The sequence below is a fragment of the Pseudomonas sp. LBUM1640 genome, from assembly GCF_059716225.1.
Window position 1 is genome coordinate 5422773 of the sequence record NZ_CP166816.1, and the last position, 13084, is coordinate 5435856.

At 59.6% G+C, this 13084-nt stretch carries 14 protein-coding genes; 3 read left to right on the top strand and 11 right to left on the bottom strand.

Annotated elements, in window-relative coordinates; genetic code table 11:
• Positions 1 to 36: 36 nt before the first annotated feature.
• From ACA065_RS23970 to ACA065_RS23995, 6 genes are all read right to left on the bottom strand, one after another.
• Entirely contained in the window at positions 37 to 297 is a 261-nt protein-coding gene (locus tag ACA065_RS23970; protein ID WP_497691806.1) for a hypothetical protein, read from the bottom strand.
• Positions 278 to 1207: an aliphatic sulfonate ABC transporter substrate-binding protein gene (locus ACA065_RS23975; protein ID WP_497691807.1), complete on the bottom strand. Its 930-nt coding sequence runs from the start codon at positions 1205 to 1207 to the stop codon at positions 278 to 280. The genes ACA065_RS23970 and ACA065_RS23975 overlap by 20 nt, the downstream gene beginning before the upstream one ends.
• A gap of 128 nt (positions 1208 to 1335) precedes the next feature.
• Positions 1336 to 2349, bottom strand: a complete 1014-nt coding sequence (locus tag ACA065_RS23980; RefSeq protein WP_497691808.1) for an ABC transporter substrate-binding protein — start codon at positions 2347 to 2349, stop codon at positions 1336 to 1338.
• Positions 2350 to 2523: 174 nt separating this feature from the next.
• On the bottom strand, positions 2524 to 3105 hold the full coding sequence (locus ACA065_RS23985; protein ID WP_497691809.1) for a sigma-70 family RNA polymerase sigma factor: 582 nt from the start codon (positions 3103 to 3105) through the stop codon (positions 2524 to 2526).
• A gap of 108 nt (positions 3106 to 3213) precedes the next feature.
• A complete protein-coding gene (locus ACA065_RS23990) occupies positions 3214 to 4005 on the bottom strand; it encodes a phosphate/phosphite/phosphonate ABC transporter substrate-binding protein (protein ID WP_497691810.1) in 792 nt (263 codons plus the stop codon).
• Between the two features lie 9 nt (positions 4006 to 4014).
• Positions 4015 to 4944 (bottom strand): fatty acid desaturase, encoded by a 930-nt coding sequence (locus ACA065_RS23995; RefSeq protein ID WP_497691811.1) that lies wholly within the window; start codon positions 4942 to 4944, stop codon positions 4015 to 4017.
• Positions 4945 to 5245: 301 nt separating this feature from the next.
• Between ACA065_RS23995 and ACA065_RS24000 the strand changes: the two genes are divergently transcribed.
• The gene (locus tag ACA065_RS24000) at positions 5246 to 5677 is read left to right on the top strand and encodes a GNAT family N-acetyltransferase (RefSeq protein WP_497691812.1); all 432 of its coding nucleotides are present in this window, start codon (positions 5246 to 5248) and stop codon (positions 5675 to 5677) included.
• Between the two features lie 67 nt (positions 5678 to 5744).
• Positions 5745 to 6563: a class I SAM-dependent methyltransferase gene (locus tag ACA065_RS24005; RefSeq protein ID WP_497691813.1), complete on the top strand. Its 819-nt coding sequence runs from the start codon at positions 5745 to 5747 to the stop codon at positions 6561 to 6563.
• Between the two features lie 134 nt (positions 6564 to 6697).
• On the opposite strand, the gene def is transcribed toward ACA065_RS24005, so the two are convergent.
• The 3 genes from def to ACA065_RS24020 all read right to left on the bottom strand — a co-directional run bounded on the left by def (position 6698) and on the right by ACA065_RS24020 (position 8559).
• Positions 6698 to 7237: a peptide deformylase gene (gene def / locus ACA065_RS24010; protein WP_497691814.1), complete on the bottom strand. Its 540-nt coding sequence runs from the start codon at positions 7235 to 7237 to the stop codon at positions 6698 to 6700.
• Positions 7238 to 7240: 3 nt separating this feature from the next.
• Positions 7241 to 8191, bottom strand: coding sequence for a YihY/virulence factor BrkB family protein (locus ACA065_RS24015; RefSeq protein WP_497691815.1), 951 nt, complete (start codon positions 8189 to 8191; stop codon positions 7241 to 7243).
• Between the two features lie 182 nt (positions 8192 to 8373).
• Entirely contained in the window at positions 8374 to 8559 is a 186-nt protein-coding gene (locus ACA065_RS24020) for a CsbD family protein (protein ID WP_497691816.1), read from the bottom strand.
• Between the two features lie 198 nt (positions 8560 to 8757).
• Here ACA065_RS24020 and ACA065_RS24025 point away from each other — a divergent pair, with 198 nt between their 5' ends.
• On the top strand, positions 8758 to 9135 hold the full coding sequence (locus ACA065_RS24025; RefSeq protein WP_497691817.1) for a hypothetical protein: 378 nt from the start codon (positions 8758 to 8760) through the stop codon (positions 9133 to 9135).
• Between the two features lie 165 nt (positions 9136 to 9300).
• Here ACA065_RS24025 and fadD1 read toward each other — a convergent pair whose 3' ends face one another.
• The gene (gene fadD1, locus ACA065_RS24030) at positions 9301 to 10992 is read right to left on the bottom strand and encodes a long-chain-fatty-acid--CoA ligase FadD1 (RefSeq protein WP_497691818.1); all 1692 of its coding nucleotides are present in this window, start codon (positions 10990 to 10992) and stop codon (positions 9301 to 9303) included.
• Between the two features lie 384 nt (positions 10993 to 11376).
• The gene (gene fadD2, locus ACA065_RS24035; protein ID WP_497691819.1) at positions 11377 to 13065 is read right to left on the bottom strand and encodes a long-chain-fatty-acid--CoA ligase FadD2; all 1689 of its coding nucleotides are present in this window, start codon (positions 13063 to 13065) and stop codon (positions 11377 to 11379) included.
• Positions 13066 to 13084: the final 19 nt, after the last annotated feature.

Here is a 13084-nt window from a genome sequence, read left to right on the forward strand (position 1 = left end):
CGAGCAAGCCCGCTCCCACATTTGATCTGCTTCGTTTTAGAGAAAGGGTTTCAAATCCACCGAACCCAACCGGTCATGATCCAGATGCGCCACCTGGCTGCGCACCGCGTCATGAACCTGCTGCGCGCCCTGCCCGACACTCGCCGCATTCGCCAACACCCCTGTCAGGCTGGCTTCGATGGCGGTGAGGATTTCATCGCGGGAAAGGTTGAGTTCGTCGATGTAGATCGGTTGTATGGTCTGCTCACTGACGGGAGGTTTTAGCGCTTTTTTGTGCTTATGGGGCCTTGAACACAATCTGCTGCACATCGACCTTTTTCGGGATCAGGCCGTTGGCAAAAAACAGGTCGGCAGTGCGTTGCTGGTTGGCGATGTCGACGGCCTCCAGCGGGCGAATCGGTGCAGGTGAGCGGTGTTCGAAGTAGCTTTTGACCACGGCCGGTGGCAGGCCCAGGGTCTTGGCCATCAGCGCAATGCTTTCCTCGGGTTGGTCCAGGGACAGGCGCTGGGCCTTGGACAACGTCTTGATAATCGCGCTCACCGCCTGCGGGTGCTGTTTGGCAAACGGGCTGCTGACCACGAAGAAACTGCCGGCCGGGTTAAGGCCTTGGCCGTCGCCCAGCACACGGGCGGAGCCGTCGACCACGGCGGCGGAGTAGTACGGGTCCCACACTACCCAGGCATCGACTTTGCCTTGTTCAAACGCAGCACGGCCGTCGGATGGCGACAGGTACACCACGTTCACATCCTTCCATTGCAACCCGGCGCGCAGCAGGCTTTTGAGGAACAGGTTGTGCGCGCTGGAGCCCTTGAGCAGCGCCACACGCTTGCCTTTGAGTTCGGCCACGTTCTGAATCGTGCTGGTTTTAGGCACCAGCACCGCTTCGGTCTTACCCTCATTGGGCTCGACGGCGAAGTACTGCAAATCGATGCCGGCGGCCTGGGCGAAGATCGGTGGGATGTCGCCGATATTGCCGATGTCCAGGCTGCCGCCGTTCAGCGCTTCGATCAGCGGCGGGCCGCCGAGAAATTCGATCCACTGCACCTGGGTGCCGGGCAACGCCTCTTCGAAGAGCTTGTGCTCACGGGCCAGCACCATGCTCACCGAACTTTTCTGGTAGCCGATGCGCAAGGTGGAAGGTTCGGCGGCTAAAACCGCTGCCGAAAACACAACTGAAGCCAGAATCACGCTGAAAAACTTAACCATCACTGTCACCTCTGATCGTTCCCACGCTCCGCGTGGGGATGCATCCTGTGACGCTCTGCGTCACGACTTTAGAGCGGGACGCGCAGCGTCCGGGGCGGCATTCCCACGCGCAGCGTGGGGACGATCGGTTACAGGCCGGCCTTGACCTTGGCCGCTACATCCGCCGGCACCCATTGTTGCCAGACCTGCGGCTGCTCTTTGAGGAACGCCAGCGCCACTTGGCGCGGCTGTTCACGTTTTTCGCTCATCTGCGCGAGGATGCCGTTGAGCAGGTCAATCGGCAGGTCGACTTTTTCAAAAAAACTGACCAGTTGCGGGTACTGCGCCTTGAACGGCGCCGACACGCCAATCGCCAGTTGCGCCGGCAGCGAGCGGGTGCCAATGGGGTGCGGGTTGTTGCCGTCGGCCAGGGTTTTCCAGGCTTGCGCGTTGAACGGCGGCTCTTCCAGCTTGATCAATTTGAAGCGGCCCAGCAGCGGCGTCGGCGACCAGTAGTAGAACAACACCGGTTTGCCACGGCGAATCGACGACGCCACTTCGGCATCCAGCGCCGCGCCGGAGCCGGTGCGGAAGTTGACGAAGGTGTCGGTCAGGCCATACGCCTTGAGCTTCTGGCTGTTGACGATTTCCGACGTCCAGCCGGTGGGGCTGTTGAGGAAGCGGCCACGGGTTGGGTCTTCAGGGTCGCGAAACACGTCCTTGTAGCGCGGCAGGTCGGCCACCGACTTGAGGTCCGGCGCCAGTGGCTTGATGCCGCGTTCGGCGTCGCCCTTGACCACGTATTCCGGCACCCACCAGCCTTCGGTGGCACCTTTGACCGTGTCGCCCAGGCCATACACCTTGCCTTCGCCTTCGGCCTTGACCCACGCCGGACTGCGCCCGGCCCACTCTTCGCCGATCACTTGGATGTCGTCCTTGGCCAAGGCGGCTTCCAGGCTCACCGTGCTGCCGGGCAAGGTGTCGGTGGGCAGGCCGTAGCCTTTCTCAACGATCAGGCGCAGCACTTCGGTGATCAGGCTGCCGCTTTCCCAGGTAATGTCGCCGAAGTGGATGGGTTTGATGGCTTCGGCAGCCGTGGCCGGCTGTGCCAATACGGTCAGTGCCAATAGCGAGCCACCGAGCAGGTTTTTGATTGTTTTCATGAGCAGCCTCTGGGAGATTCAAAACAGATCCAATGTGGGCAGCGTCAGTGTGGGAGCGGGCTTGCTCGCGAAGGCGTCGTATCAGTTGGTACATGTGCTAACTGACACGACGCCTTCGCGAGCAAGCCCGCTCCCACATTTGATCTTCAGCAACCTCTGGATCGCGGGTCATTGTTAAAAGTCATAACTGAGCCGCGTGCAGTAGAACGCCCCTACCGGCGCGGTCGGCGACAGGTAGCTGTGTTGCTGGCCTGGCGTCTGGCGCAGGCAACGGTTGAGCGCACGGGCCATGTAGTCGCTGACCGAACGCTGGGAAATTCCCAGTTCGGCAGCGATCTCGGGATACGTCAGGCCATTGAGTTGCGACAGCAGGAAGGTCGCCTTGACCTTGGCCGGCAAGCCGTCGAGCAATTGGTCGATGGCCTGCAGGGCTTGGAGTATTTGCGCCAGGTCTTCAGGGGACGGTGCGCTGCAGGTTTCATCGCTGCCCAGGGCGTCGAGGTAAGCGCGCTCCAGATCACGCCGGCGCCACAGCTGGTACATCAGGCGCTGGGCGATGGTGGTGAGCAAGGCGCGGGGTTGGCGAATAGGCACCACCCCCGGCGAACTCAGCAGTTGGGCGAAGGTGTCGGCGGCGATGTCTTCGGCGTGGGCACGCGAATCGAGATGGCGGTGCAAACGGCTGCACAGCCAGTCGTAATGACTGCGAAACAGTCCGCCCACGTAATCGCTGTGAGAAGTGTCGGCGCCGGACATAGTGGCTCCATCTAAGTAGGTTGCGCGTTATGTCCGGTGTTCCGGTGGAGCGATCCTAGCAAGGCTGCTTATTCTTTAATAATATTTAAAAGGCATTTTTATATAACCTCATTGAAGCCTCGCGTAACCGGCACTGGCGGCTTGCTGCTGGTAGCCCAACAGCACGTGGTAGTCGTCTTCGCTGGCGGATAGAACTTCTTGAATACCCAACGCGTCCACGACCTGCGGCAAGTCCTGCAACGCCAGGTTCATCGCCTGACGGATCTGCACCACCTGTTCATCGCTCAACTGCAGCGGCCCGATGTAAGGCAAGGTCGGGCTTGGCGCGCTGTGGGTGACGATGCGCAGCCCCGCTACTTCCTGCGGGGCAAAGCGGGCGAGGTAGTCGTAGGTGACGCTGTCGATAGCGGCAAGGTCGGCACGGTTTTCGCGCAGCCAGCGCAGGCTTTCGCGGTGGGCGCCGCTGATGCCGACGCTGGCGAAGAAACGGCCGTCGCGCTGCAATGGCGCAAGGCGTTCGCGCAGCAGGTTCATGCCGCTGTTGGAGTCGTGGCCGTTGATCACGCCGCGGCTGTTGTAGAAGTCGGCCAGGGCGGTGCCTGGGTTGTCGTCGCGGGTCAGCAGCAGGCTGCAATGTTGGCCATGGCTGCTGTGCGCCAATTCATACCGTGGTCGGCCGATCACACGCACCTGGCCGCGCAGTTGGGTCATCAGCGGGTAGCCGCACGTTTGCGTCACGAGCAGTTCGGGCGCCAGCCATAGGCCGTGCAGGTCAAGGTGGCCGGCGTTGCGGCGGCTCAGGTTCAGGCGCTCGAATATCCGCGTCAGCCACTGTTGGTTGGCGTGCTGCACCGCTTCAGGGGCGACGTACATCAGCAGCTCGGCATAGTGATCACTCATGGGCGTCTCTCAAGCAAAAGGGTGCCGGGGGCTGTCGATGGCCTTGAGGCCGTGGCGGCTGATCAATTGGCCGTAACCTTGCACCAGGAACCCACCGCTGCGCGCCACCCATTGTTCGCGGCGCGCGTGGTAGACCGTGGGCAGTAAGTACCACGGCAGTTTTGGCAGGTCGTGGTGCACCAGGTGCAAGTTGTTGTTGAGGAACAGCCAGGTCCACGGCCAGGATGCTTCGTTAAGCACGGTGCGCTGCTCCGGCTGCAGGTGCGGGCGGTGTTCATAGTAGGAACGGATCGAGGCCAGGGACAAGGCCGGCGCGGTGACCAGCAGCAGGTAATGCCACACCGGCACTGCGCTGTAGTAGGCGATAAAGGCGAGCATCAGAATCGTCACGGCGCCGTGGGCCAGCCACATCGGCCACACCTGCGGCAGGCGTCGAAACTCATGCCGGGCCAAGCGGCCAATCGCCAAAGGCGCGGCCAGCACAAAGCGGCCGAGCACGGTTTTGGTCAGCCAATGCACGCCACGTTCGAACAACGAACTGGTGTCCCATTGAGATTGATTCAGGTAGCGGCTTTCCGGGTCGATGCCCGGCAGGGTGAGGTCTTCATCGTTGTGGTGCAACAAGTGGCTGTTGCGATACAGCGTGTAGGGATACCACACGGCAAAGGGCGCATAGCCGAGCAGTTTGTTCACGAGTAGGGAACGGGTGGGATGGCCGTGGAGCAATTCATGTTGCACCGACAGCCACAACGTCACCAAGGGAATCAGCAACAGGGTGCTCAGCCACACGCCCAGCCAAGGGCTGGCGAGCATCACGGCGAACCAGCCGGTATACACGCCGATCAGCAACAGCCAGGTCGGCCATTCGGTTCTGGCGGTAAAACTGTGCGCCAGGGCTTCGATTTCCCGGCGTTGGGTCAGATCAAGGTAGTTGGCCATCGGCAGCTCAGAGCAGGTGTTTCCTGCTCTGTGCAGCGAGACGCAAAAATCTTGCAGATCGTTTGGTTCTAAGCTTGTAACTCAGTGACCGAACAGGCCTGTCTCGGTTTTCTTGGCTTTCTTGTCGGCGCGTTTTTCATCGGCGGTTTTTGCCGGTTTCTTCTTCGCGGCTTTCTTTGAATCCATACCTTTGGCCATGATGCTTGCTCAACTGAAGAGGATGTAAGCATGGGTATACCACCTATTGCCGGGCAGAAGGCGCTTATAATCCCGGCCCCTTGAAAACGCTGGCTTGACGACCATGCCCGAACTGCACCTCGAACCGCTGGAAGAGCCCCTGTGGCCGCTGCTGAACAAGTTTTACCGCCGCCACGATTCGTCGATGAAAGCCATCAAAGGTGGGCGTTTGTGGGTGGCGCGCGACGGCGAGATTGTGGCCGGTTTGTGCCTCACGCCGGTGGTCGGCGGGCAGTGGTTGACTGGGGTGTTTGTCGACCCGGCCTATCGCGGCCAAGGGTTGGCGGCGCGCTTGATTCTAAAGGCGGTGGCTGACGTGGAGGGCGCCGTATGGCTGTTGTGCCATCCTGATCTGGAAGGTATGTATCAGCGTATGGGCTTCACCCAGGACACGGTGTTGCCGCAATCCCTCAGCGAGCGGTTCGTGCGCTATAAACGTAACAAGCCAATGATCGCGATGGGGCTTATAACCAACGCGAAGGTCGACCTCGGATAATGTGTGATCGGCAGGTAGAAGGCCCATGCTAGCCTCGACGGCACAGTGGCCCTTTTACAGGATGATCATGAAAACGACGCTTGCAGCGCTGTCCCTCACCGCCCTCCTCGCTCCAACGTTCAGCCAGGCAGCCGACGCACCGATAACCGCCAAGCAGTACGCCAGCGTACTCGCCGGCAGTTGGCGCGACCCGGCCAACAGCGCGCGCGACGGCTATCGCCACCCGCAGCAGACGTTGGAGTTTTTCGGCTTGGGCGCCAAGCAGACCGTGATCGAGATCACGCCGGGCGGCGGCTGGTACAGCGAAGTGCTGGCGCCGTTGCTCAAGGATCACGGGCATTACATCGCCGCCGTGCAGGCTGCCAGCAGCAGTGCTTACGCCGCGACGTCCGAACAGAATCTGAAAAAGAAATTCGCCGCCGACCCGGCGCGTTACGCCAAGGCTAACGTGGTGGAGTTCGACCCCAAGGCGCCCGTGTTCGGCAAACCGGCTTCGGCCGACGCGGTGCTGACCTTTCGCAATGTGCATAACTGGGTTGACGCGGGCACCGCGCCGGCCACCTTCAGCGCGTTCTACACGGTGCTCAAGCCCGGTGGTGTGTTGGGCGTGGAAGATCACCGCGCCAAGGATGGGGCGAACCTGCAAGCCATCAAGGACAGTGGTTACCTGACCACCGCGCAGGTGGTGAAGTTGGCGACAGACGCCGGGTTCAAGCTGGCTGGGCAGAGTGAGGTGAATGCCAACCCGAAAGACACCAAGGACTATCCGGGTGGGGTGTGGACGTTGCCGCCTGCGTTGAAATTGGGCGAGCAGGACAAGGCCAAGTATGTGGCGATTGGGGAATCGGATCGGATGACGTTGCGGTTCGTCAAACCGGCCAAATAGTTTTAATGCATGCAAAAACAATGTGGGAGCTGGCTTGCCTGCGAAGGCGGTGGGTCAGCCAACATCACTGTGACTGTTACACCGCAATCGCAGGCAAGCCCGCTCCCACATTTGGATCTCATTGGGCCTGAAAGCTATTCGTCCGCGTTCGGATCCATATCCGGAAACATCACTTCGATAAACCCGAACTTGCTGAAGTCGGTAATCCGCGAGGGGTACAACCGGCCGATCAGGTGATCGCATTCATGCTGCACCACCCGCGCATGGAAGCCTTCGGCGATGCGTACGATCGGCTCGCCTTTAGGGTCGAAACCCTCGTAGCGAATCTGCTGGTATCGGTCCACCGCGCCACGCAGGCCGGGCACGGACAGGCAGCCTTCATAACCCTGTTCGAGCACTGGGCTGAGCGGCGTGATCAAGGGGTTGATCAAGATGGTCTGCGGCACCGGCGGCGCATCCGGGTAGCGCTCGCTGGCCTCGAAACCAAAGATCACCAGTTGCAGGTCAACGCCGATCTGCGGTGCGGCAAGCCCCACGCCGCCGACGTGTTCCATGGTCTGGAACATGTCATCAATCAACTGCCACAGCTCAGGGCTGTCGAACATCTCAGGCGGAACCGGGGGTGCAATTCGCAGCAGGCGCTCGTCGCCCATTTTCAGGATTTCACGGATCATCAATCAGACTTCGTCAGTTAGGGGCTTGGAGTGGTCCCGGCCTAGGCCTGAGACGTGCTGTTTTTCATCCGTGCTGGAATGCTCATCGAACTCCTTTTCCCCTGGGTCCTTGCCTTCGGCCGACATGTGTTCGATCACGGCATTCATCTCCGCGCCCAGCAGCAGCACGGCGGCAGAAATGTAGAAGTACAGGAGCAGCACGATGATCGCCCCGATACTGCCATACATGGCGTTGTAATCGGCGAAGGTTTTGACGTAGTAGCCAAAGCCCAGGGACGCGACGATCCACACCACCACAGCCAGCACCGAGCCTGGCGTGATGAAGCGGAATTTCTGCTCCACATCGGGCATCACGTAATACATGAGGGCCACGGCGAACATCAGCAAAACCACGATCAGCGGCCAGCGCAGGATGGTCCACAAGGTAACCACGAATTCCTGCATGCCGATCTGCCCGGCGAGCCACTCCATCACCTGCGGGCCAAGCACCATCAACGCGGCGGCAGCCAGCAGCATGCCGGCGATGCCGACGGTGTAGAACACCGAGAGCGGGAAACGCTTCCAGATCGGGCGGCCTTCGACCACGTCGTAGGCGGCGTTCATCGCACTCATCATCAGGCGTACGCCCGCCGAGGCGGTCCACAACGCAATCACGATACCGACGGACAGCAAGCCACCCTTGGATTGCTGCAACTGGTCGATCACCGGGTTGACCTGCTCCAGCGCCTGGGGCGGCAACACCAGTTCCGATTGCATGCGCAGCCAGGTGAAGAAGTCCGGCAGGTGCAGGAACCCGATCAGGGCGATGAGGAACAGCAGGAAGGGAAACAACGAGAACAGCATCTGGTAGGCCAGTGCCGAGGCATAGGTGGGCATTTCGTCGTCGACGAACTCCTTGACGGTGCGCACCAGCACTTTGTGCAGTGGCAAGCCTTGCAATACCGGAAAAATCATAGCGTCTCCTTTCGCCGCAAAAAGGGTGAGGTCGTGGGCGACTCAGGGGCCGTTTTCTACATCAAAAGTAGCCTACTTGGCGACTTTGAAACAATTACCAGATTTTAGTTGCAACGCCCGACATAAAAACGGCCATCCGTGGATGGCCGTCCGGCTGCACGCATACAGCCAACGATTCAGGCTTACTTGGTGGCTTTCTTAACCGCGTCTTTGGTATCGCCGACGGCTTTCTGCACTTCACCTTTCTTTTCCTGCACAACGCCTTCAGCACGCAGCTTGTCGTTGTCAGTTACTTTGCCAACACCTTGCTTGATGTTGCCAACCGCTTCATTTGCCAAACCTTTTGCCTTATCCGATGTGCTGCTCATGGTATTTCTCCTGGAACAATCGAGGTTTTTGGTCATTACGTAGAGATTGACCTGAAGCCGTTCGGCAGAGTTTCAATTATTTTTCAGCGGGCATTTCATCGCCGCCTGCAGGTTTGGCTTTATGTTTTGCAGCCAACCCACGAGAATGCCCGGCACATTCAGGCTATAACGCTGAATAACAGATCCCGTAGGAAGGTTATGAAACTCAATAAAGCACAGGCCATCGCCCGCAGAAACCTGGAACTGGGCGGTGCCATACTCGGCGTCAACAACTGCCACTTCACCGACCTGGACCAAAAACGCAACATCTGGTGGTTCGATCTGCCGGTGGGCCGTATTGCCGTGGGCCAGTACGAGTGGATTCACCTGTTGATGCACAACGCCGAGTCCGACCAGTTGCTGCACCTGAAGGTGCCGACGGCGTTCATGCGTGAAAAACTCGAAGGGCTGGTGGTGCGCAATGCAGGCAAGCGCAAGCCGGAGATCACCCTGGAGCTGAGCGCAGACAAGGATTCGTTCCTCAAAGATGTACGCCCGGCAGGTGCTGGTGTGAGCTTCGCGCAGTTCGCCCTGTAGGAATGCAGAGCAAAATGTGGGAGCGGGCTTGCTCGCGAATGCAGTGTGTCAGTCGCCGGATGTGTTACTGACCCACCGCATTCGCGAGCAAGCCCGCTCCCACACTTGGATTGCCTTTCAATCCTGGCAATAAAAAACCCCGCATTCGCGGGGTTTTTTATTGGGTTACTTTTTAAGACCGAGCTTCTTCAGTTCTTCATCGCGCAACTCACGGCGCAGGATCTTGCCCACGTTGGTGGTCGGCAGCGAATCACGGAACTCAACGGCCTTGGGCACCTTGTAGCCGGTGACATTGGCACGCATGTGTTCCATCACCTGGTCCTTGGTCAGGGTCGCCCCCGGCTTGACCACGATGAAGAGCTTGATGTGCTCCCCGGACTTATCATCCGGCACGCCGATAGCCGCGCATTGCAGCACGCCCGGCAGGCCTGCCAGCACGTCTTCCAGCTCGTTGGGGTACACGTTGAAACCGGAGACCAGAATCATGTCTTTCTTGCGGTCGACAATGCGCATGTAGCCATCCGGCTGGATGATCGCGATATCACCGGTCTTCAACCAGCCTTCGCTGTCGAGGATCTCAGCGGTGGCATCTTCGCGCTGCCAGTAGCCCTTCATCACTTGCGGGCCTTTGACGCACAGCTCGCCGATTTCACCCAGGGCCAGCTCGACGCCGTCATCGGTGATGACTTTGCACACGGTCGACGGCACCGGAATGCCGATGGTGCCGATCTGGATATTCTGGATCGGGTTGACCGTCGCCACCGGGCTGGTTTCGGTCATGCCGTAGCCTTCGCAGATGTTGCAGCCGGTCACGTCTTTCCAACGCTCGGCCGCTGCCAGTTGCAGGGCCATGCCGCCCGACAGGGTGACCTTCAGCGCGGAGAAGTCCAGCTTGCGGAAGCCTTCGTTGTTGCACAGCGCCACGAACAGGGTGTTCAAGCCGACAAAGCCGCTGAACTTCCACTTCGACAGTTCCTTGACCATCGCCGGCAGGTCGCGCGGGTTGCTGATCAGGATGTTGTGGTTGCCGATCAGCATCATCGCCATGCAATGAAAGGTGAAGGCATAGATGTGGTACAGCGGCAGCGGCGTGATCAGGATCTCGCAACCTTCATTGAGGTTGGAGCCCATCAGCGCCTTGCACTGCAGCATGTTGGCGACCAAATTGCGGTGGGTGAGCATCGCGCCCTTGGCCACGCCGGTGGTGCCGCCGGTGTATTGCAGCACGGCGACATCACCGCTGGCCGGGCTGGCATCGTTGACCGGTTGGCCATGCCCCTTGGCCAGCACGTCGTTGAACTTGATCGCCTTGGGCAAGTGATACGCCGGGACCATTTTCTTCACGTACTTGATGACGCTGTTGATCAGCAGGCGCTTGAACGGCGACAACAGGTCAGCGACTTCGGTAACGATCACGTGTTTGACGGCGGTCTTGGGCACGACTTTTTCAGCCAGGTGCGCCATGTTCGCCAGGCAGACCAGGGCCTTGGCCCCGGAATCATTGAATTGGTGTTCCATTTCCCGCGCGGTATACAGCGGGTTGGTGTTGACCACAATCAGGCCGGCACGGATGGCGCCGAACACGGCAACCGGGTATTGCAGGACGTTGGGCAGTTGCACGGCGATTCGATCGCCAGGCTTCAAGTCGGTATGTTGTTGCAGGTAAGCGGCGAAGGCGCCGGACAGTTCGTACAGTTCACCGTAGGTGAGTGTCTTGCCCAGGTTGCTGAAAGCCGGTTTGTCGGCGAAGCGCTGGCAGGACTGTTTCAGTACCGCCTGAATATTCTGATACTCGTCTGGATTGATGTCTGCAGCAATCCCGGCGGGGTACTTATCCTTCCAAAAGTCTTCATTCATGGAAGCCCACTCCTCAGCGACGCGAATTCATCATCGCATTTGATGCGATTATTATTGGTGTATGTTTTTTTAAGGTGAGTCTGGCGCTTTAAAGCAGGCCGAGAAGTCACAAAGCGCGCCGAGAGTAGCAGCTTTGCCAAGGGCCGCCTAGAGCCAAAGGTGGCCCCTACGGTCATAAACATGACTGTCCTACAATATTTGGTCACACTTTAAACCAGGGTAAAATCACCCAGCAAAATGCTCTGGAATGGGCCTTCAAGACGATAAATAGCAAATGTGGGAGCGGGCTTGCTCGCGAATGCGGTGCTTCAGTCGATACATCTGCTGACTGATACACCGCATTCGCGAGCAAGCCCGCTCCCACATTTTTAACCGCATTTCATATCAGGCGATGTCGCGAAGCTCCCGCCGCAGAATCTTGCCCACCGGCGTCATCGGCAACGAGTCGCGCAACACAATGTGCTTGGGCACCTTGTAGCCGGTGAAATTGGTCTTGCAGTACGCCTTCAGCTCTTCAAGGCTCACGCCCTGCGTGCGCGCCACTACAAACAGCTTCACCGCCTCCCCGGTGCGATCATCCGGCACGCCGATTACTGCACAGTTGGCCACCGCCGGATGCGCCATCACCACGTCTTCGATCTCGTTGGGGTACACGTTAAAGCCCGAGACAATGATCAGGTCTTTCTTGCGATCGACAATGCTCACGAAGCCATCGTTGTCGATCACCGCAATGTCGCCGGTTTTCAGCCAACCTTCGGCGTCCAGGGCTTCGGCAGTGGCGACCGGCTGCTGCCAGTAGCCCTTCATTACTTGCGGGCCCTTGATGCACAGCTCGCCGCGCTCACCCAGTGGCAACTCGCGCCCTTCATCGTCAATCACCTTCATCGCCGTACCCGGCACGGGAATACCCACAGTGCCCAGGCGCGATTGGCTGCCGTAGGGGTTGGTGCTGGCCACCGGTGAAGTTTCGGTCAGCCCGTAGCCTTCGCCGATGGAACAACCGGTCACCGCCTTCCAGCGCTCGGCGGTGGCCTTGATCAAGGCCGTGCCACCGGAGTTGGTGATCTTGAGGTGGGAGAAATCCAGGGTCTTGAAATCCGGATGGTCCATCAGCGCTACAAACAACGTGTTCAGCCCCAACAAGCAGGAGAACCGCCACTTTTTCAGCTCCTTGATGAAGCCGCCGATGTCCCGTGGGTTGGTGATCAGCACGTTGTGGTTACCGGTCACCATCATGCACATGCAGTTCGCGGTGAAGGCATAGATGTGGTACAGCGGCAGCGGCGCGATCATCACCTCCTGCCCTTCCTTTACCAGCGGCTGGCCGTCGTCGCTGACCTGGGACATGCACGCCCGCGCCTGCTGCATATTGGCGACCAGGTTGCCGTGGGTGAGCATCGCGCCCTTGGCCAGGCCGGTGGTGCCGCCGGTGTATTGCAGCACGGCGATGTCGTCCAGGGTCACCGGATGCCGGGTCAGGCCCTGCCCCGCGCCCATGCGCAAGGCGCGTTTGAACAACACAGCACGTGGCAGGTTATAGGCCGGGACCATCTTCTTGACTTTGTCGACCACGGTGTTGATCAGCCAGCCTTTGGCGGCGGGCATGAAGTCGCCCATCTTGGCTTCGATCAGGTAGTCGATCTCGGTGTCGGCGCACACCTCCTGCACCCGCGAACCGAACAGGTTGAGGTAGACCAGCGCGCGAATGCCGGCATCCTTGAACTGGTGACGCATCTCGCGCGGGGTGTACAGCGGGTTGGTGTTGACCACGATCAGCCCGGCGCGCAATGCGCCGAACACGGCAATCGGGTAATGCAGCACGTTGGGCATTTGCACCGCGATGCGCTCGCCCGGCTTGAGGTCGGTGTGCTGCTGCAGGTAACCGGCGAACGCCGCACTCTGGCGCTCAAGCTCGGCGTAGGTCAGGGTGATGCCCATGTTGCTGAACGCCGGACGGTCGGCAAAGGCCTTGCAGGAGCGTTCGAAGACTTCAACCACCGACTTGTAGGTAGTGAGGTCGATGTCATTGGGAACGCCCGCCGCGCGTTTGTCATTCCAGAAATCAGGTTGCATTATTCTTGTCCTCTTACCT

Bases quoted from the DNA above. Each gene is read 5' to 3' on its own strand.
- ACA065_RS23975 (WP_497691807.1), bottom strand. From the start codon at position 1,207: ATGGTTAAGTTTTTCAGCGTGATTCTGGCTTCAGTTGTGTTTTCGGCA.
- ACA065_RS23980 (WP_497691808.1), bottom strand. From the start codon at position 2,349: ATGAAAACAATCAAAAACCTGCTCGGTGGCTCGCTATTGGCACTGACC.
- ACA065_RS23985 (WP_497691809.1), bottom strand. From the start codon at position 3,105: ATGTCCGGCGCCGACACTTCTCACAGCGATTACGTGGGCGGACTGTTT.
- ACA065_RS23990 (WP_497691810.1), bottom strand. From the start codon at position 4,005: ATGAGTGATCACTATGCCGAGCTGCTGATGTACGTCGCCCCTGAAGCG.
- ACA065_RS23995 (WP_497691811.1), bottom strand. From the start codon at position 4,944: ATGGCCAACTACCTTGATCTGACCCAACGCCGGGAAATCGAAGCCCTG.
- ACA065_RS24000 (WP_497691812.1), top strand. From the start codon at position 5,246: ATGCCCGAACTGCACCTCGAACCGCTGGAAGAGCCCCTGTGGCCGCTG.
- ACA065_RS24005 (WP_497691813.1), top strand. From the start codon at position 5,745: ATGAAAACGACGCTTGCAGCGCTGTCCCTCACCGCCCTCCTCGCTCCA.
- def (WP_497691814.1), bottom strand. From the start codon at position 7,237: ATGATCCGTGAAATCCTGAAAATGGGCGACGAGCGCCTGCTGCGAATT.
- ACA065_RS24015 (WP_497691815.1), bottom strand. From the start codon at position 8,191: ATGATTTTTCCGGTATTGCAAGGCTTGCCACTGCACAAAGTGCTGGTG.
- ACA065_RS24020 (WP_497691816.1), bottom strand. From the start codon at position 8,559: ATGAGCAGCACATCGGATAAGGCAAAAGGTTTGGCAAATGAAGCGGTT.
- ACA065_RS24025 (WP_497691817.1), top strand. From the start codon at position 8,758: ATGAAACTCAATAAAGCACAGGCCATCGCCCGCAGAAACCTGGAACTG.
- fadD1 (WP_497691818.1), bottom strand. From the start codon at position 10,992: ATGAATGAAGACTTTTGGAAGGATAAGTACCCCGCCGGGATTGCTGCA.
- fadD2 (WP_497691819.1), bottom strand. From the start codon at position 13,065: ATGCAACCTGATTTCTGGAATGACAAACGCGCGGCGGGCGTTCCCAAT.